This window comes from Billgrantia antri (genome assembly GCF_017868935.1).
Classification (GTDB): Bacteria; Pseudomonadota; Gammaproteobacteria; order Pseudomonadales; family Halomonadaceae; genus Halomonas; species Halomonas antri.
The window spans coordinates 1911947-1928999 of sequence record NZ_CP053383.1 but is presented as its reverse complement, the minus strand read 5'-3'; the positions used below and the strand labels follow the sequence as shown (position 1 = coordinate 1928999).

The window sequence follows — 17053 nt, the reverse complement described above, 5'->3', positions numbered from 1 at the left end:
AGGATGACGCGTTGCAGGGTTGAAATCTCTTTGCTACCCAGAAGAAGGAAGGGATGTTGAGTAACGATGATGGCGCAGGAGGTGCCAAATGTCGGATTACCTCGAACAGGGCGAGATCTATTTCTTCTATCGTCCCAAGGTCAATGTAGAGAGAGTGCAGAGCCTGGATGACGTTCAGCGGCTGCATGTGGTACTGGCCCCGAAGGATGGCGCCAAGATTCGACTGTTCCTGGTGGGCAAGAAACGCTTGCCCGAGATTAGCCGGGGCAAGCCGAAGTCCACCGCTCGCGAGTGGATGATGAACGACCTGAGCGGAAAGCCGCAGGAGATCGGCAAGGCGCTGGCGCCTCTCGAGTACGACACCAAGACTCGTGGCGAACAGGAACAGGGCGAGGCGATTCCTGCCGGCGAGGGCCGCTACGCTATCTTCGAGCGCGACGGCAGTTCGCGCTTGGCCTATCGCCTGACTAGCCCCGACAAGCCCGGCAAGGCGCAACGTGAGCTGGGTATCCTGCCCCAGGCAAGCTACATCATCTCGGTGCGCAACCCGGCCGTCGACGTGCCCGGCTTTCCCCACGCCAAGCCGGACTTCCCCAAGCGCCTCGAAGAGAAGTTCGCCGATAAGCGCTGGATCGACATCGACGATCCCAAGCTGCTTGACTACGAAAAGGCTCAACTGTTGCTGATCGGCGCACATGACGATCTCGGTGAGGAGGGCATCGAGATAACCGGCTCGGCCAATCTGTTCAAGACGCTCGGCTTGAACGAGCGCGAGTGGCCCACCGACGCGCTCGAGGGTGGCAAGCTCGCCGAGCCGCAGATGCAGGCCGAAACACTCGAGCCCAAGCGCGACCGCACCAAGGGCGGCGAGCGAGGCGGCCAGGCAGCCCGTAGAACGGCCTCCGCTGCCGGTATCGCCCAGGCGTTGAAGGGGGTGGAATTTCCCTGCGACAGCCAGGCGTTGCTCGAGCAGGCCAGGGCCAACGATGCCCCGCAGGAGGTCGTCGAGGTGCTGCAAGAAATTCCCTCGCGCGAGTTCGAGACCATGGCCGACGTACAGAGAGCCGTTGGGGAGGTGCGCTGATGGCACAATTCGTCTGCGACATCTGTGGAACCACGTTCGAGCAGAAGTCACGCTACGAGCGACATATGCTCACCTCACATCCGAAGCGAGCCGTATCTGCCGCCGATATCGAAAAGGCGCTGAGAGGCATCGACTTTCCCAGGCAACGTGGCGAGCTCACCAATGCCGTGAACGGCGAGGATCGAGAGATACGTGACATCATCGAGCAGCTGCCGGAGCGGGAATACCGCGATGCCGCCGAGGTAGCGCGTGCCTTCGGTGAGCTGCGTACCCATAAGACGGCCGCCGAGAACCAACCGAGCAGGCTCGGCGGGAAGCGCGCCGCGCAAGAGCATGCTTCCGCGCCCTCCGCTGCTCGCATCGCCAGTCTCTTCGCCGGCATGACATTTCCGGCCAGCCGCGACGCCTTGCTGGAGCATGCCCGGACCGAGGCGAACGATGCGGAGATGCGCCTGCTCGAGCAGTTCGGCGAGCATACCTACCACAGCATGGCGGAGGTGACACATGAGCTGAAAAGCTTACGCTGATACTGCTTGCGGCTCAGACAAGTGCTAGGCTAAACGGCAAATCCCAAAGAGATGGCGACGCATTGGCAACAGGTCATCTCGTTGTTTTGCAGGCCGGATCAGACCAGTATCTTGGAAAAATTCCGCTCACCTCTCACTCGTGCTTCATTTCCTCCCAGGCGACCCCATCGCCTGGCGACGGCGACATTGGCACCTCGCACCTTCGCCTTCTGCCACACCTTCGGCCTAACCGTGTGGATTGCCCTGGCGGAGGAACGCGGCTGGGCACTGATCGGGCCAGGCCTGTTCCTGCTCCTGTGGCCTGCGGTGGCGTATGGCCACGCCGCCGTTGCCAACGACTCGAAGCGGGCCGAGTTTCGCAACCTATCGCTGGACAGCTTGCTGTTTGGCCTCTGGTGCAGCGTGCTGGACTTCTACGTGCTGGCCACCGTCACCATCGGCCTTGCCTGCCTGATGAACAATATGGTGACAGGCGGCCTGCGACGGATGGCCGTTTCCATGTCCCTGTTTGCCGGCGGCGCGCTGGGCTGGAGCTTGTTGACGGGATTCGACTTCAGGCCCTACGTCAGTAGCGGGCTCGACATCTACCAGGGAACCGGCGCAGTGGTCTACTTGCTTGCGCTTGCTTATGTCATGTATGGGCAAAACCGCAAGATCGGTCGCAGCATCGTCGAGATCAAGTTCCAGAACCGGGTGTTTCACGCCCTCCTCGAACTCGGCGTCGCGGCCAATCGCGCCTCGAACATCCACACCTTGCTGGATGAATCGCTCAAGCACTTGCATGCCGATTTCCCCGAGTATGGATTCGCCGTGTTCCTGCAGGAACGGCAGCGCCCCGAGGTGACACGCTACGCGGCCGTGGCCGGCCTTCGCCTGGGCGCCGAGGATGAACGCCGCCTCGGCGGCTTGCTGGCGAGGCTCCAGGAGCGGCCGGAACACACGATCAAACTACGCGAGAACACCGGTGGCGAACAACTCTACGCCACCTCCATGGCCGGACGGCTGAGCCTGTACGACGGCTGGCTGATCGTGAGAGCCCCCAAGCTTGACGCCCCGCTGGAGCGAATGCTGACTCTGTTCGTCGACCAACTGGCGGCAGCGACCGAAAACAAGCTGCTTCATCTGGCACTGAAGGAAACGGCGGAACGCGACGGACTGACCGGGCTCTACAATCGCGGTTTCTTCGAATCGGCCCTTCAGTTGAGCATCCAGGGCAAGGCCCAGTCGCCGAGCCTGGATTTCGCCGTGTTGATGATGGATGTCGATGGACTCAAGGTGGTGAACGACCGCTACGGTCATGTGGCGGGGGATCAGCTCATCACCACCGTGGCCGAGCGTCTTCAAGTTCACTGTCGCGCCAGCGATATTCTGGCCCGCTACGGCGGCGATGAGTTCGTGGTGTTGTTTCCTTCCGCGGACATCACTGCCGTAAACCGCCTGGCCAATCTGATCAGGACGCATATCGAAGGCCAGCACTGCACCATCACCACCGCCAATGGCGAACGACTGGCGCTGGAGCTGCGCCTGAGCCTCGGCGGCGCCAGCTCATGTGAGATAGCGGCCCAGGAAGTCCTCTCCCTGGCCGACGAGCGCATGTACGACGACAAGACCCAGCGACGCAAGCAGCGCGCCGTCTACGGTTGACGCCACCTCACTGGAACTCGACGCCCGGTCAGCCCGGCGTCATCACGCGCCCCGCAGCGCCCAGGCACTCGCCGCCAGAAACAGGCCGAGGCCAAATGCGGTATGCGCCGCCAGACTCTTCAGCCGGGTTATCGTGGGACTCGGGGTATGCGCGCCGGCAATGCCGATACCGAAGGCGGGCTGCATGACGAAGAAGGGAACCGCCACAGTGCCGACGCCAACGACCAGCGCCGGCGCCAGCGTGGGGTTGCGCACCCACTCTACTCCCCAGAGGTAAACCAGCAGGGCTGCAAAGACGATGCCGATGGCATAGTGCACGATCCACCCCCAGGCGCGCTCGTTGGCAATGGGCGACGCCGCCATGATGGATGAATGCCGGAAACGACCTCGCGCAAAATGACCGAGCCACCTGGCCACCAACGAGTAATCTAGGGATGGCGATTTAAACAGCCGTTGCTGAATGCAGCCCCATAGGTCCATAACCAGCGTGGCGCCGATACCGATCACCATGGAATGCAAGAGTATTTCGTCAACTTCGTGCATGATTGAAATCGCTCGATTGTCCACGACGTGTGCAATGTACGAATTCAAGTGAACTTGAGGTCAAGAGTGATAACTTTGGATATCGCGGACGTCGCGCGGCGCTCCGGTCTGCCGCCCTCGACCCTGCGCTACTACGAAGAAAAGGGGCTCGTTCGCTCGGTGGGAAGAAATGGCCTGCGGCGACTGTTTGCGGAAAACGTTCTGGAGCGATTGTCACTGATTGCCCTGGGGCAGCATGCTGGGTTCTCGCTGGATGAGATAGGCGGCATGCTCAGCACCAAGGGCGGGCCCGATATCGATCGCGCCCAGCTCATGGCCAAAGCGGACGAGCTGGACCGGACGATTCGGCACCTGACGGCAATGCGCGATGGCCTGCGTCATGCCGCCGCCTGCCCTGCCCCGAACCACATGCAGTGCCCGACGTTTCAGCGCCTGTTACGCCATGCGACGCGACCACCTCGGCAGCGGGGCAAATAAAGGGCAGCCACTTCACAGTCAGGCTTATTGAGACATCAGCGGCTTCCTTCAATGGAGCCGGCTCTCGAATGTCAGATCATAGTTGTTGAGCAACGGCGGCATCGGCTTGCTGCTCAGCAAGCGTGTCGGAGGTTTCAAGCGGTACTCACGCCCTTCGAGCAGCCTGGCTAACATGTGGCTCCCCACCAGCAGCACCAGATGACGACCGGGGCAGATACCGGTTCCCTCGCTGAACGGCATCAGCACCCGTTGCTCCATCTGCTCCGGCTGCAGCCACAGGTCGGGATTGAAGCGGTGCGCATCGTCAAGATAGCGGTCGTCCCGGTGAAAGAAGGGAGCGTGCAGCAGCATGGAGGTGTTGGCCGGCATCCAGCCGTTCTCCCACTGCGTGGCCACTGTTGACTCTCGCAGTACCAGTGGCACGGTCGGCCATAGCCTCAGCGACTCCAGGATGCTGGCCCGCAGAAAGCCAAATCGTGGAGACGCATGTGGAATGTCATGTGCAATTTCAGCCTGGGCGCGTTCAGACTCACCGGGGTGCGCCGCCAACAGCGCCAAGGCACGGAAGGTCGCCATCCCCGCTGGGTTGAAGGCCGTCAGCCACTGCGGCACCTGATGCACTGGCTGGGTGACTTCATTGCAAGAAGTCCGCGCCACTTCGGCAGCCAGACTGCCCTTTTCCGCCCGTTCCAAATAGCGAAGAAGTCGTTCGTGAAGGTCCTTCCTGAGATGCTCACGTCCGGGGTGGAGAAAGCCCCAATTGGCGACGGCACGCAGCTTGGACAGTGTCTCGGTGAGAGCGCGGTCGTCGCGAGCGGTATCGCCCAGCACCACACGACGCACTACCCGGTTCCAAGCGTCGACGAACGCGTCCCAGTCGAGATGACCGCCAGCCTGGCGGATGTCTTGCAGCAGTTCGCCGGCTTCCTCTTGGACTACCGTGGCGAAGCGGTCGCCCAGATGGTGCACGGCACAGTGGCTCTGCAGAACGTCATCATTGAACCGACGTCGCTCGGCACGCTCCACGCCATGGGAAATCAACGACATATGGGGTTCGAAGTGGGCCAGAACGCTGCGCTTGGCCCATTCGGCCGTGGCAAAGGGTTCGGGCGTCTGCTCGAGTATGCGATTGGCGTGGCCGGGGTCGAGTACCAGCGCCATCGGCTTGCTATCGGGGCTGCGCAACATCAGCGGACCTGGGCCATACTTCGCCTCGAGCCGCTGCACGCGAAGTATCGCCCGCTGGTCGAGTTTCATACGCTCCGCCAGGCCCACGATCCTGGGGCGTCGGATGATGACACCCTTGGCCACGCTCGGCAGCATGACATCGTTCATGACGGCCAGCGTTTCCGACACGCTCGCCCTGGGCAACCCGTGCTGCAGCGATTCCTTAGTCATCTCACGCTCCTTGGACTGTGTTCCTGACGGCAGTCTAGTCGCGACATCACCCCGCAAGTCTTTGTCGTACCAAACGTTACAAGAGCGAGCGGTTTCGCCACACATCAGGCTCTGCCAAAAAAAAGAGCCGCAGCATGCGGCTCGAGACTAAGGCGAAGGATAGCGTCAGAACTCGCTCCAATCGTCTTCCGCCATATTCTGTTGGCGGGAACGGACAGGCTTCGGATCAGTCAGCCTGACCAATTGGTGCTTCTCATGCCGCTCCTCCTGACTGACGTCTGGTTCATGGTGCTTGGTGACGTGCTGACGCTCGCCCTGCGCCGACGCTGAAGAGGCTCTTTCGTCGACACGGAAGGTGGCAATCAGGGCGGCGAGACGGCGGGCTTGATCTTCCAACGAGGCCGCTGCAGCGCTGGTCTGCTGCACCAGGGAGGCGTTCTGCTGGGTTACCGAATCCATTTCGGTCAACGCCGTGTTGATCTGCTCGATGCCGCTGTTCTGTTCACGTGTGGCGGTGGAAATTTCGGCCATCAGCGCACTCACCTGACGAATCGAGTCGACGGTCTCGTTGATGGTCTGCCCGCTACGCTCGGCCTGCTCAGCGCCGCTGGTAATGCGTGAGGTGGTGTCCTCGATGAGGCCGCGGATCTCCTTGGCGGATTCGGCGCTGCGGCTGGCCAGGGAACGAACCTCGCTTGCCACCACGGCGAAGCCACGCCCCTGCTCGCCCGCCCGCGCCGCCTCGACCGAGGCGTTCAGTGCCAGGATATTGGTCTGGAAGGCGATGGAGTCGATCACTCCGATGATGTCGTTGATGCGCTTGGCGCTCTCGGCTATTTCACGCATCAGTTGTACGGTACGCTCGACCTCCTGTCCGCCGGCCACGGCGGTTTGCGAAGCGGTGGCGGAGAGCCGGTCGGCCTCGATGGCCGAGTCGGTGTTCTTGCTTACCGTGGAGGCCATCTCCTCCATGCTGGAGGCAGTCTCCTGCAGGGCGGAAGCCTGCTGTTCGGTGCGCGAAGAGAGATCCTGGCTACCCGTGGCGATTTCGCCGGCGCCGGTGAAGACGTTCTCGCTGCTGTCGCGCAGCGAGACCACCAAGGACTTGAGCTTCTCCTGCATGTTCTTCAGCGCCGCGTACAGCTGACCGATCTCGTTGCGGCCGCGATCCTCGATGCGTGCGGTCAGGTCGCCATCGGCGATACGCTGGAAATGCGCTATCGCTTCACGCAGCGGGGTGACCACCACCCGCATCAAGGCGATGCGAATGAGGAAGGCGGCTACCACCGCGACCACCAGCAGCGTGGTTGCGATGATCGTTACGTTGCGATCCAGTGCCTCGATCGCCCCGATGTCATCGGCAGCGCGTTGCTCGATGTAATGGATGAAGACCTCCATCGCTTCGTCCAGCGTCGCGCCCAGCTCGGCCAATGTGTCCTGGCTGCGCTGGACCTGAAACGGCGCAGCATCCAGCAGCGGCACCAGGCCCTCGCTGACGAGCGCCTCGTAGGCCTCGGTGATTGCCTGGACATGCGGCCAGCGGCTATCTTGCGCATCGATAGGCACGGCGCGGAATTCCGCGAAGCGTTGCTGTGCCGCATCAATCGCGGCCACGGCCCGCTGCTGGTTCTCCTGAGCCTTGTCGGGGTTGCCTTGGGTGCTGAGACTGGCGTAGCGATCCAGGAAGGTCTGTGCACGCAGCACGTTCACCTGTGCCCGGTTGGCCGTATCGGCCAGCACCATGTTGGTTTCCGCCAACTCGTGCAGCGCCGCTTCCCCCTTGGCACCGGAGTAAAAGCCCAGCCCGCTGATCAAGCCGATCATCAGCACCAATGTCGCTAGCGCCGCTGTCAGGCTCCACTTGATGGATATGTTTTTCATCGTTAGCCCCTTGCATGCTGCTATTTCGTTCTTTTGGTTTTTTGGTATTTCTCTTCTTTTATCTTCATCGGCCCGCGAAGCGAAAAGTTGAGAAAACGTGGAAGACAAATTCGATCTCTGGATATAGAGCAATCGCATAAGTGCGCGCCGGCAATTCTGCTTTGGTCTGACCCGCACTGGCCGACGATCCGGCCGAGGTGCGTAGAAACGGTGGTGGCATGAGCACTTCCCGCCGCGTTGACGCTATGCTGTGAGCCAGGTAGGACGGCGCAAGCAAGGAAATGGACAATGGAAGGAAAGATGCGCGCATCGCGAGATAACGCAACGGAAGAATCCACCACGGAACCACGCAACCTGGTCGAATTGATGCAGGCCATCGAGTCGATCGACACGCCCTCGGGACGAATTCGCTTCGACGAGGTGCTGGATGCCATTGGCCGACGCGCCTTCGGCCCACTGCTGCTGCTGGCAGGCTTCATTACCATGCTGCCGATCGTCGGGGACATTCCCGGCGTTCCCACGCTGATGGCCCTGTTTACCCTGCTCGTCTGCGGTCAGCTGCTGCTGGGTCGCCGCACCTTTTGGCTGCCTGTCTGGCTGCGCAATCGTTCCCTGCCAAGCGACAAGTTGCATCGTGCGTTCAAGTGGATGTACCGCCCAGCCAAGTGGATCGATCGCCTGCTGCATCAGCGCATCACCGTCCTTACGGGCCGTGTCGGCATCCGCTTCACCGCGGCCGCCTGTTTGCTCATCGCCCTGTCGATGCCGCCCATGGAGTTCATTCCGTTTACCGCCAACCTTGCCGGTGCGGCCCTGACACTGTTCGGCCTGTCGATCATGGCGCGCGACGGCGTGCTGACGATCATTGGCTTCGTCATCACGGGATTGTCCCTGGGCGTGGTGCTCGTCAATCTGCTATAGGAGACCCCCATGCTCCCGCTCGAACGGCTGCAGGACGCCCAGCGGCTGATAGCCGATACGTTGGCTCCCACCCCACTGCTGCTCGACCATGTCCTGTCGGAGCGTATCGGCCGGCGCGTGTGGCTCAAGGGTGAGTTGTTCCAGCGTACCGGCTCGTTCAAGCCACGCGGTAGTCTGCACTGGGTGCGAACCGCCAGCCGTGAGGAACTGGCCGGTGGGCTGGGAGCCGTCTCGGCGGGCAATCATGCCCTTGGGCTTGCCTGGGCGGCGGGTCAACTCGGTATTCCGGTCACCATCGTGATGCCGGAGAATGCCAGCCGATTCAAGGTGGAGGGAAGCCGCGCACTGGGCGCCGAAGTGATCCTGCACGGCGACATCAACGAGGCCTGGGAATTCATGCACCGGCTGGTGGAGGAGCGAGGATTGACCCTGGTGCACCCCTACGACGACGAGCGCATCATTGCCGGCCAGGGTACCGTGGGATTGGAAATTCTCGAGCAGGCGCCCGAAGCCACGGTCGTTCTCTGCCCGGTGGGTGGCGGCGGCCTGATCGCCGGCATCGGCTCGGCCACCGCGGCGCTGCGCCCGGGGCTGTCGCTCATCGGTGTGGAACCCAGCGGCGCAGCGAGCATGGCACACGCCTGGGCGCAGGGTGCCCCTTCAAGACTGAAGAAGGTGGAAACCTGCGCCAAGAGCCTGGCTGCGGCCATCGTCGGCGAGCATAGCTATCCGCTTTGCCGGGAGACGACACAGGCCATGGTGCAGATCGACGACGCGGCGATCGGTCGTGCCATGCACCATCTGCTCTACCAGGCCAAGCTGATGGCCGAGCCGGGTGCCGCAGTGGGTGTGGGCGCCCTGCTGGAAGAAGCCGTCACGCTGCCGCCCGAAGGCGATGTGGTTGTGGTGATTACCGGCGGCAACATGAGCCGGGAGGAGCTGACACCCTTTCTTTGATCTTTTCTGGAACTTCGCCGTCAGCTCAAGACAGTATGAAGTAGACGCAGGCCGCGGTGAGTCCGCCCATGGTGCCGTTGAACACACGCCAGGCGCGCGGCGTGCGCAGCCAGCGCCCGATGGCCATGCCGAAGCCCGCCCACAATGCAATGCAGGGTAATCCCACGACCTCTGCGAAACCGGCGAGCAAGAGGGCATTGATCACCGTATTACCCTCTTCCGGAAGAAAACCGGCCATCAGCGCCAGCCCCATCACCCACGCCTTGGGATTGGCGAACTGAAAAGCGGCTGCCTGCCAGAAGCTCAACGGCCGCCCCTCGCCCCGCATGCGCAGATCGGGCGGCGGCGCCGTAGCGATCTTCCACGCCAGATAGAGCAGATAAGCGCTGCCCACCAGCCGGAGCACGACCTGAACCATGGGATAGCGTTCGAAGATAAGGCCCAGGCCCAGGGCGATACTGGCGAACAGCATGAAGCAGCCGCCGAGAATGCCGAAGATGTGCGGCAGGGTACGCAAGAAACCGTAGTTCGCGCCCGAAGCCGTGAGCATTACGTTGTTGGGGCCGGGAGTGATGGTCATCGAGATCATGTAGAGGGCCACCGGCCCGAGGAACGCCAGAGCTTCCATGTCATTGCACCCATACAATTTATCGGTTTCGAGGTAGATTGTGACCACCATTCCCAGCATAATGGGTGCAAACGGGGCGTCAAAGGTTTTATTGTCACCATGACAATGTGGATTCCATCGCTTTCCCACCAAGGCGTGCGCTACCGCGCCATTGCCGAATCCATTGCCGTGGCGGTTCAGGCCGGCGAACTCGCTCCCGGCGAAAAGCTGCCGCCTCAACGTCGCCTGGCCGACCGTATCGGCGTCACGGTGGGCACCGTGACCCGCGCCTATGCCGAAGCCGAGCGGCAGGGATGGGTCGTGGCCCGGGTGGGTAGCGGCACGTTCGTGCGCGGCGGCGAGGGGTCGGCAGGCCAGGATTTCCTCGCCAGCCGCCCCGTGGCGGATGGCACCATCGACCTCAGCCTGAGCCTGCCGCCACCGCATCCGATGCGTGCCGCCAGCCTGGGGCGCGTACTGCATGAAATAGCCGAGCAGCCGGCGGTCCTGCAGCGCGCGGTGGAGTACCAGCCGGATCGCGGCGTACCCGCGCATCGAGAACAGCTGGCCGCCTGGATGACCCGCCTGGGCATGCCCGCCGACCCCGAGCCGCTCATCGTCACCCAAGGAGGGCAGCACGGCATCAACCTGGCGTTGCAGAGCCTGACGCGCCCGGGCGAGCGCATCGTCGCCGACGTGCTCACCTACCCCGGCCTGATCACCGCCGCCAGCCAGGCCCATCTCAAGCTGCAGGGCGTGCCGATGGACGACCAGGGCATGGACATGGATGCCCTCGCCCGGCTCTGCGCACAGCAGGCGCCGCGACTGGTTTACGTTACACCGGATCAGAACAACCCTACCGGCACCCCGCTGAGCGAGACACGGCGCGAGCGGCTGGTGGCGTTGGCCCGCCAACACGACTTCTGGATCGTCGAGGATGGCGTGCAATACCTGCCCGAGGCGGAGCGCGGTACACCGATCTATCGCCTGGCACCGGAGCGCACGCTGTTCATCTTCAGTACCGCCAAGGTGCTGGCCGGTGGCTTGCGCATCGGCACGCTGCTCGCACCCCCGGCGCTGCGCGAGCGGCTGGGCACGGCACTGCGCGCCCAAAGCTGGATGGTGCCGCCGTTGATGGTCGAGGCGGTGTGCCGTTGGGTGGCAAGCGCAGAGAGCGATACTCTGCTGGCCTGGCTGATCGAAGAGCTGGGCGAGCGCCAGCACATGGCACGGAAACGCCTGGCCGGCCACGCCATCAATAGCCGCGGGCACAGTAACAATTTATGGTTGCCGCTCCCCGAAGGACTGCGCAGTGCCGTGTTCGTCGAGGCATTGGCCCAGCGCAAGATTCTGGTGAGTAGCGCCGAGCCCTTCTGCGTAGGCAGCGAACCCGCCCCCCAAGCCTTGCGGCTCTGCCTCAGCGCCGCGCCCTCACGTGAGGCGCTGGCCCAGGCGCTGGATACGCTCGCCGAGCTGCTTGCCACGCCGCCCGCAGCCCCCTGGCAGACGCTATAGCACGACGCGGAGGGTCATGACAGCCGCAGCCGCAGCCCGCGAAAGCGCCTTCGGTACTGACTGGGCGTCAGCCCCACGCGGCGGCCGAACAGGCGTCGGAAGAAGCTGGGGTCGGCATAGCCGAGCTGCTCGGCGATTGCCTCGATGGGCTCGTCATCCTGCTCCAGCAGCTGCTTTGCCTCCTCCAGCCGCAGCGTGTGTACGTAGTCCATCGGGGTCATGCCGGTGGCCGCCTTGAAGCGTCGCTTGAAGGCGCGTTCCGACAGACGGCTGACCTCCACCATGCCGGCCACCGGCGAGTGGCTGTCGTAGTGCTGGGCAAGCCAGACCTGGCAGCGCGCGATGCAGGCATCTTCTACCTGGCGCGAGCTGTTGAGTACGGCATAGGGTTGTTGCCCGTCCCGGTGCCAGTCGATGAGGTGGACACGGGCCAGGCGCATTGCCTCGTCGGTGCCAAGCAGGCGCGCTACCAGATAGAGCGCCAGATCGAACCAACTGGTGCCGCCGCCAGCCATGATCAGCCGCTGCCCTTCGCCGCTGGTGACCAGAATGCGATGCGGATGCACCTGCACCTCGGGATAGCGTCGTGCCAAGGCGTCGCAGTAGGCCCAGTGAGTAGTGGCCTCCTGTCCTGCCAGCATGCCCGCTTCAGCCAGCAGCATGGCCCCGGTGCAGGCCGCCGCCAGCAGCGTCCCTTGAGCATGAAGACCCCGCAACCAGGCAATCTCGGCGTCGTAGCGTCCCGTCAAGCGTTCATCGGGCGCAATGAAGAGATCCGGAATGCAGGCCGCCGTTAGCGGCGGGCACGCATCCAGGCGGCTATCGGGCTGAATCCAGGCGCCATTCGGAGCACGAAAGCCCTCTCCACTCTGTGAGACGATCAGCGGGCGCAACAGCGGCCTGCCCATTTGGCCGTGTATCAGCAACCCCCAGTCCCTGCCCGCCGAACCGAACAGGTCGTACATGCCGTAAAGCGTCGACGCGGTCGCCTCGGGCGTGGCCAGCAGAGCAATGGTCAACGGTTCGTCAGCTTCGATATCGCTGTCCATGGCAGAAAACTCCCGATTGCGTCGGATTACGCTTGTGTGGTGTCGAGCCGGGAGTCGTAACGTTGCCTTGCACGATAACCATAACGGCAACACCCAGGAGAGCCCCCATGTGCGACGTACCCACGCTCAGTGCCCATGAGAACAACAATCGCCACGCCAACGCTGCCCCCGATGCGTTCGAGGAGCGGCTAGTCACGGCGCTCAACGAGAGCGGCTTGATGCTGCTGCTCTCGCTCGGCCATCGCACCGGTCTGCTGTCGGCCATGGCCGGCGCGGCGCCGGAAACCAGCACGGCCCTGGCCATGCGCACCGAACTCGACGAACGCTACGTACGCGAATGGCTCGGCGGCATGGTCGCCGGCGGCGTGATCGAAACCGACCCGCAAGCCGCCACCTACTGGCTGCCGGAACCTCATGCGCAGCTGCTGACGGACAAGGGCCCGGCCAACCTCGCCGTCTACTCGCAGTTTATCGCGATACTGGGGAGTGTGGAGGATGACGTGGTGCGCTGCTTCCGCGAAGGGGGCGGTGTCCCCTACTCGCGCTATCCCCGTTTTCAGGAAGTCATGGCCAGCGACAGCGGCCAGACGGTATTGCCGGCGCTGTTCGACGCCATCCTGCCGCTGGCCAAGGGCTTGACCGAGCGCCTGGAGAGCGGCATACGCGTGCTCGACTGCGCCTGCGGGCGTGGCCAGGCGCTGTTGGCCATGGCTGCGCGCTATCCGGCCAGCCGCTTCGTCGGCTACGACCTGTCGCAGGAGGCCATCGACTGGGCACGCCGCGAAACCGCTCGCGCCGGCCTGACCAATCTCACCTTCGAGGTGCGCGACCTTAGCGACTTCGATGAGACGGCCGAACCCGATGCCTTCGATCTGGTCACGACCTTCGATGGCATTCATGACCAGGCGAGGCCGCGCAGCCTTCTCCGGGGCATCCACCGCTCCCTGGCACCGGACGGCGTCTATCTGGTGCAGGACATCCACGCCTCGAGCCATCACCACCTCGACCGCGAGCATCCGCTGGGCACCATGCTCTATGCGGTATCGGTGAGCCACTGCATGACGGTCTCCCTGGCCCAGGGCGGCGAAGGACTCGGCACCATGTGGGGACGGGAGCGGGCGCTGGCCTATCTGGAGGAGGCCGGCTTTTGCGACATCGAGGTTCACCAGCTCGAGCATGACATCCAGAACGACTATTTCGTCTGTCGTCCCGGGAAAGGCTAGCTAGCGAAGCAGCTCCGCAGCGGTGTACCAAGCGATCATGCGCTCCTCGTCGGTGGGGATGACCCACAGCCCCAGCCTGCTGTCGTCGGCATCGATGCGAGTGGCATGGGCGGCGTTGGCCTGTGGGTCGAGCCGCGCGCCCAGCCACTCGCAGCCCTGCGCCACGGCGGCACGCACCGGGGCGGCACGTTCGCCGATACCGGCGGTGAAGACGAGATGATCGAGCCCACCCAGCGCCGCCGCGAGGCTGCCGATCTCGCGTACGATGCGATAGACGAACAGCTCGACAGCCTCGGCCGCCTCCGGCGCCTGGCTGGCCAACAGCTCGCGCATGTCGCCACTGATACCGGAGACGCCGAGCAGGCCCGATTCCTGGTAGAGCATGCGCTGTACCGCCTCGGCGCTCATGCCCTCCTGCAGGATCAGATGCAGCACCAGGCCAGGGTCGAGGCTGCCGCTGCGGGTGCCCATCATCAGGCCCTCCAGCGCCGTGAAACCGGTGGTCGCGGCGACGCTCCTGCCATTACGTAACGCGCACAGGCTCGCGCCATTGCCCAAGTGGGCGATGATCGTCCGCCCGCTCGCCGTCGACTGGCGGCGCCCTGACACTGCCTCGGCCAGGGCACGACTGACGTAGTCGAAGGAGAGTCCATGAAAGCCGTAGCGGATCATGCCTTGCTGACGATAATGACGCGGCAACGGGAAGGTCTGGGCCACGTCCGGCTGAACGACATGGAAGGCGGTATCGAAGCAGGCGACTTGTGGTAGCGAAGGTCGCAGGCCGGCGAGCGCCCGCACCGGCGCCAAGCCATGGGGCTGGTGCAGCGGGGCCAACGTCACCAATTGTTCCAGTTCGGCACGATTGGCCTCATCGAGTCGCAGCGGCGCACGATACGTCGCGCCACCGTGCACGATGCGATGGCCCACGGCCTGCACGTCGCCCAGGGACGGGTTCGCCTCGACCCAGCCCAGCAATCGCGTCAGCGCCATCTCATGCGTGAGCTCTGGCGGCACGTCACGCAGCGCCACGTCATGCGCCTCACCCAACTCACCGGCGAACCCATCACCGAGTTCCAGCCGAGCCCGATTGCCGAGCCCCGAGAACTGACCACGACAGCGCAGCCTAATCCCCATCGGGGTCTCCGGACGTGCGGCCTCGAACAGTGCAAACTTGAGGCTTGAGGAGCCGCTGTTGATGGCCAGGATCTCTCCGCTCATGGACCGACCTTCTTGTGCTGCTCAGCCACCAGCAGCGCAAGGGCACAGGAAGCCAGGCGGGTGATGGCATCGTCGGCACGGCTGGTGAGAACGATCGGGACCCGTGCACCCATCACCAAGCCGGCCCCGGTGGCATCCGCCAAGTAAGTGAGCTGCTTCATCAGCATGTTGGCCGACTCGAGATCGGGGGCGACCAGAATATCGGCACGCCCCGCTACCGGCGAGACGATTCCCTTGGCCGCTGCCGCGGCCTCGGATACGGCATTGTCGAAGGCCAGCGGCCCGTCGAGCACGCCGCCGATGATCTGGCCGCGCTCGGCCATCTTGCACAGCGCAGCCGCCTCAAGGGTCGAGGCGATCTTGGGATTGACCGTTTCCACCGCCGAGAGGATCGCCACCTTGGGCGACGCATTGCCCACCGCCTGCGCCAGGTCGATGGCGTTCTGCACGATATCCTTCTTGTCGGCCAGCGTCGGATAGATGTTGATCGCCGCATCGGTGATGAACAGTGGGCGCGGGTAGGTCGGCACGTCGAAGGCCATCACGTGGCTCAGGCAGCGCTCGGTGCGCAGGCCGGTGTCGCGTTTGACGACCTCGTGCAGCAGCTCGTTGGTGTGCAGCGCGCCTTTCATCAGCGCTTCTACCCGTCCCGCGCGAGTCATGGCCACGGCCTCGGCGGCTGCCGCATGGCTGTGGGGCACGTCGACGAGCTCGAACTCGGCTATGTCGATACCCGCAGCTTCGGCGGCGGTCTGCACCTTGGCCCGCGGCCCCACCAGCACCGGGCGGATCAGTCCCTGACGCGCCGATTCATAGGCGCCCAGGATCGAGACTTCATCCACCGGGTGCACCACCGCCATGCTCACCGGCGCGGGGTGCTCGGCGGCACTGAGCATCTCGTGCAGGCGTGCCCGCTCGGCCATTCTTACGCGCGGCAGCACGGCACGCGGCCGACTCACTTTCTCGGTGGGGGCCTGCACTTCTGCTTCGCCTTCGATGACGGTCTCGCCGTTCTGGTTGGTGCACAGGCAGGTAAAGACGATCCGCTTATGCTGGGCCTCCTTGCTCAGCACTCGCACGCTGACCCGCAGCACGTCGCCGAGGCGCACCGGCTTGCGAAAGCGCAGGGTCTGGCCGAGGTAGATAGTGCCCGGACCAGGCAGTTCGGTGCCGAGCACGGTGGATATCAGCGCCCCGCCCCACATGCCGTGGGCCACCACTTCCTGGAAACGGGTGCTCTTGGCGAAGTCGTCGTCGAGGTGAGCCGGGTTGATGTCCCCCGACATGATCGCGAAGAGCTTGATGTCGTCGAGGGTCAGCCGCTTCTCGAGCGATGCCGTATCGCCTACCCGGATCTCGTCGAAGGTGCGATTCTCGATATGACCGTTCGCGGTCGACTGGCCCTGCTTGTCCATGCGCTACGCCTTGATCGAAGGTGAGAGGAATCGGCCACGCCGATAGTGCAACGCAGCAAGTCTCAGCCGCTAGCATCGAATACGCTTCCGAGGATGGCAAGCGCCTTGCAGCCCCCAAGCGAAACGTCACAATGAAAGAGACGACCACTCATCGAGCCGAACCATCATGCATCGCTTCCTCAACGATCCGACGTTAGCCGTTCCGGTCTTTCCGGGTAGCCATATCGCCATGGATGGACACTACCTCTTTCTCTCTGGCTTGACCGTGACCGACATCCAGGGTGGCGACGCCGTCGTCGGTGATATCGCAGAGGAAACGCGCTGGGTGATGCGCCGCCTGTCCCGCATGCTGGAATACGCCGGGGCCTCACTGGCGCACGTGGTGCGGGTCGACATTCACCTGACCGACCTGGATACCATCCACATCATGGACGCCGCCTACGCGGAGTTTTTCACCTACCACAGCTACCCCGCGCGCACCTGTACCGAATCACCGCGGCTGAGCGGCGGCGCCAACGTCGAAATCACCCTGATGGCGCGTCAGCCGGACCCCGCCCCCGCCGACTGACCCGCCAGCACCGAGACATGACGCCG

The 17053-nt window shown here is 63.7% G+C and carries 16 protein-coding genes; 9 read left to right on the top strand and 7 right to left on the bottom strand.

Annotated elements, in window-relative coordinates:
• Nucleotides 1-88 precede the first annotated feature (88 nt).
• The 3 genes from HNO53_RS08970 to HNO53_RS08960 all read left to right on the top strand — a co-directional run bounded on the left by HNO53_RS08970 (nucleotide 89) and on the right by HNO53_RS08960 (nucleotide 3255).
• On the top strand, nucleotides 89-1084 hold the full coding sequence (locus tag HNO53_RS08970; protein ID WP_209477952.1) for a DUF2795 domain-containing protein: 996 nt from the start codon (nucleotides 89-91) through the stop codon (nucleotides 1082-1084).
• A complete protein-coding gene (locus HNO53_RS08965; RefSeq protein ID WP_209477950.1) occupies nucleotides 1084-1611 on the top strand; it encodes a DUF2795 domain-containing protein in 528 nt (175 codons plus the stop codon). Before HNO53_RS08970 ends, HNO53_RS08965 begins: the two co-directional genes overlap by 1 nt.
• A gap of 186 nt (nucleotides 1612-1797) precedes the next feature.
• The gene (locus HNO53_RS08960) at nucleotides 1798-3255 is read left to right on the top strand and encodes a sensor domain-containing diguanylate cyclase (RefSeq protein WP_242597584.1); all 1458 of its coding nucleotides are present in this window, start codon (nucleotides 1798-1800) and stop codon (nucleotides 3253-3255) included.
• A gap of 42 nt (nucleotides 3256-3297) precedes the next feature.
• Here HNO53_RS08960 and HNO53_RS08955 read toward each other — a convergent pair whose 3' ends face one another.
• Complete coding sequence (locus HNO53_RS08955; protein WP_275951373.1) at nucleotides 3298-3765, bottom strand: DUF2938 domain-containing protein; 468 nt, start codon at nucleotides 3763-3765, stop codon at nucleotides 3298-3300.
• A gap of 99 nt (nucleotides 3766-3864) precedes the next feature.
• On the opposite strand from HNO53_RS08955, the gene HNO53_RS08950 reads away from it, so the two are divergent.
• Nucleotides 3865-4275 carry a helix-turn-helix domain-containing protein gene (locus HNO53_RS08950; RefSeq protein ID WP_242597583.1) on the top strand — a complete coding sequence of 137 codons (411 nt, stop codon included), beginning with the start codon at nucleotides 3865-3867 and terminating at the stop codon, nucleotides 4273-4275.
• A gap of 48 nt (nucleotides 4276-4323) precedes the next feature.
• Here the strand turns inward: HNO53_RS08950 and HNO53_RS08945 are convergent, their stop codons facing one another.
• Both HNO53_RS08945 and HNO53_RS08940 read right to left on the bottom strand, forming a co-directional pair.
• A complete protein-coding gene (locus HNO53_RS08945) occupies nucleotides 4324-5673 on the bottom strand; it encodes a cytochrome P450 (RefSeq protein ID WP_209477942.1) in 1350 nt (449 codons plus the stop codon).
• Nucleotides 5674-5838: 165 nt separating this feature from the next.
• Nucleotides 5839-7554 (bottom strand): methyl-accepting chemotaxis protein, encoded by a 1716-nt coding sequence (locus tag HNO53_RS08940; protein WP_209477940.1) that lies wholly within the window; start codon nucleotides 7552-7554, stop codon nucleotides 5839-5841.
• 300 nt (nucleotides 7555-7854) lie between these two features.
• On the opposite strand from HNO53_RS08940, the gene HNO53_RS08935 reads away from it, so the two are divergent.
• The gene (locus HNO53_RS08935) at nucleotides 7855-8475 is read left to right on the top strand and encodes an exopolysaccharide biosynthesis protein (protein ID WP_209477938.1); all 621 of its coding nucleotides are present in this window, start codon (nucleotides 7855-7857) and stop codon (nucleotides 8473-8475) included.
• A 9-nt stretch (nucleotides 8476-8484) separates the two neighbouring features.
• Nucleotides 8485-9432 (top strand): threonine ammonia-lyase, encoded by a 948-nt coding sequence (locus tag HNO53_RS08930; protein ID WP_209477936.1) that lies wholly within the window; start codon nucleotides 8485-8487, stop codon nucleotides 9430-9432.
• Nucleotides 9433-9457: 25 nt separating this feature from the next.
• Here HNO53_RS08930 and HNO53_RS08925 read toward each other — a convergent pair whose 3' ends face one another.
• A complete protein-coding gene (locus HNO53_RS08925) occupies nucleotides 9458-10060 on the bottom strand; it encodes a LysE family translocator (RefSeq protein WP_209477935.1) in 603 nt (200 codons plus the stop codon).
• Nucleotides 10061-10159: 99 nt separating this feature from the next.
• Here HNO53_RS08925 and HNO53_RS08920 point away from each other — a divergent pair, with 99 nt between their 5' ends.
• Complete coding sequence (locus HNO53_RS08920; RefSeq protein WP_209477934.1) at nucleotides 10160-11554, top strand: aminotransferase-like domain-containing protein; 1395 nt, start codon at nucleotides 10160-10162, stop codon at nucleotides 11552-11554.
• Nucleotides 11555-11568: 14 nt separating this feature from the next.
• Here the strand turns inward: HNO53_RS08920 and HNO53_RS08915 are convergent, their stop codons facing one another.
• Nucleotides 11569-12603 (bottom strand): GlxA family transcriptional regulator, encoded by a 1035-nt coding sequence (locus HNO53_RS08915; protein WP_209477933.1) that lies wholly within the window; start codon nucleotides 12601-12603, stop codon nucleotides 11569-11571.
• Between the two features lie 107 nt (nucleotides 12604-12710).
• Here HNO53_RS08915 and HNO53_RS08910 point away from each other — a divergent pair, with 107 nt between their 5' ends.
• Entirely contained in the window at nucleotides 12711-13826 is a 1116-nt protein-coding gene (locus tag HNO53_RS08910) for a class I SAM-dependent methyltransferase (RefSeq protein ID WP_209477932.1), read from the top strand.
• Here HNO53_RS08910 and HNO53_RS08905 read toward each other — a convergent pair whose 3' ends face one another.
• Both HNO53_RS08905 and HNO53_RS08900 read right to left on the bottom strand, forming a co-directional pair.
• Nucleotides 13827-15044: an acetate/propionate family kinase gene (locus HNO53_RS08905; protein WP_209477931.1), complete on the bottom strand. Its 1218-nt coding sequence runs from the start codon at nucleotides 15042-15044 to the stop codon at nucleotides 13827-13829.
• Nucleotides 15041-16459, bottom strand: a complete 1419-nt coding sequence (locus HNO53_RS08900) for a bifunctional enoyl-CoA hydratase/phosphate acetyltransferase (protein ID WP_209477930.1) — start codon at nucleotides 16457-16459, stop codon at nucleotides 15041-15043. The genes HNO53_RS08905 and HNO53_RS08900 overlap by 4 nt, the downstream gene beginning before the upstream one ends.
• Nucleotides 16460-16625: 166 nt before the next feature.
• Between HNO53_RS08900 and HNO53_RS08895 the strand changes: the two genes are divergently transcribed.
• Nucleotides 16626-17027, top strand: a complete 402-nt coding sequence (locus HNO53_RS08895; protein ID WP_209477929.1) for a RidA family protein — start codon at nucleotides 16626-16628, stop codon at nucleotides 17025-17027.
• Nucleotides 17028-17053 lie beyond the last annotated feature (26 nt).

Excerpts from the sequence above, each read along its gene's own strand:
- HNO53_RS08970 (WP_209477952.1), top strand. The coding sequence starts at position 89 with ATGTCGGATTACCTCGAACAGGGCGAGATCTATTTCTTCTATCGTCCC.
- HNO53_RS08965 (WP_209477950.1), top strand. The coding sequence starts at position 1,084 with ATGGCACAATTCGTCTGCGACATCTGTGGAACCACGTTCGAGCAGAAG.
- HNO53_RS08955 (WP_275951373.1), bottom strand. The coding sequence starts at position 3,765 with ATGGTGATCGGTATCGGCGCCACGCTGGTTATGGACCTATGGGGCTGC.
- HNO53_RS08945 (WP_209477942.1), bottom strand. The coding sequence starts at position 5,673 with ATGACTAAGGAATCGCTGCAGCACGGGTTGCCCAGGGCGAGCGTGTCG.
- HNO53_RS08940 (WP_209477940.1), bottom strand. The coding sequence starts at position 7,554 with ATGAAAAACATATCCATCAAGTGGAGCCTGACAGCGGCGCTAGCGACA.
- HNO53_RS08935 (WP_209477938.1), top strand. The coding sequence starts at position 7,855 with ATGCGCGCATCGCGAGATAACGCAACGGAAGAATCCACCACGGAACCA.
- HNO53_RS08930 (WP_209477936.1), top strand. The coding sequence starts at position 8,485 with ATGCTCCCGCTCGAACGGCTGCAGGACGCCCAGCGGCTGATAGCCGAT.
- HNO53_RS08925 (WP_209477935.1), bottom strand. The coding sequence starts at position 10,060 with ATGGAAGCTCTGGCGTTCCTCGGGCCGGTGGCCCTCTACATGATCTCG.
- HNO53_RS08920 (WP_209477934.1), top strand. The coding sequence starts at position 10,160 with ATGACAATGTGGATTCCATCGCTTTCCCACCAAGGCGTGCGCTACCGC.
- HNO53_RS08915 (WP_209477933.1), bottom strand. The coding sequence starts at position 12,603 with ATGGACAGCGATATCGAAGCTGACGAACCGTTGACCATTGCTCTGCTG.
- HNO53_RS08910 (WP_209477932.1), top strand. The coding sequence starts at position 12,711 with ATGTGCGACGTACCCACGCTCAGTGCCCATGAGAACAACAATCGCCAC.
- HNO53_RS08905 (WP_209477931.1), bottom strand. The coding sequence starts at position 15,044 with ATGAGCGGAGAGATCCTGGCCATCAACAGCGGCTCCTCAAGCCTCAAG.
- HNO53_RS08900 (WP_209477930.1), bottom strand. The coding sequence starts at position 16,459 with ATGGACAAGCAGGGCCAGTCGACCGCGAACGGTCATATCGAGAATCGC.
- HNO53_RS08895 (WP_209477929.1), top strand. The coding sequence starts at position 16,626 with ATGCATCGCTTCCTCAACGATCCGACGTTAGCCGTTCCGGTCTTTCCG.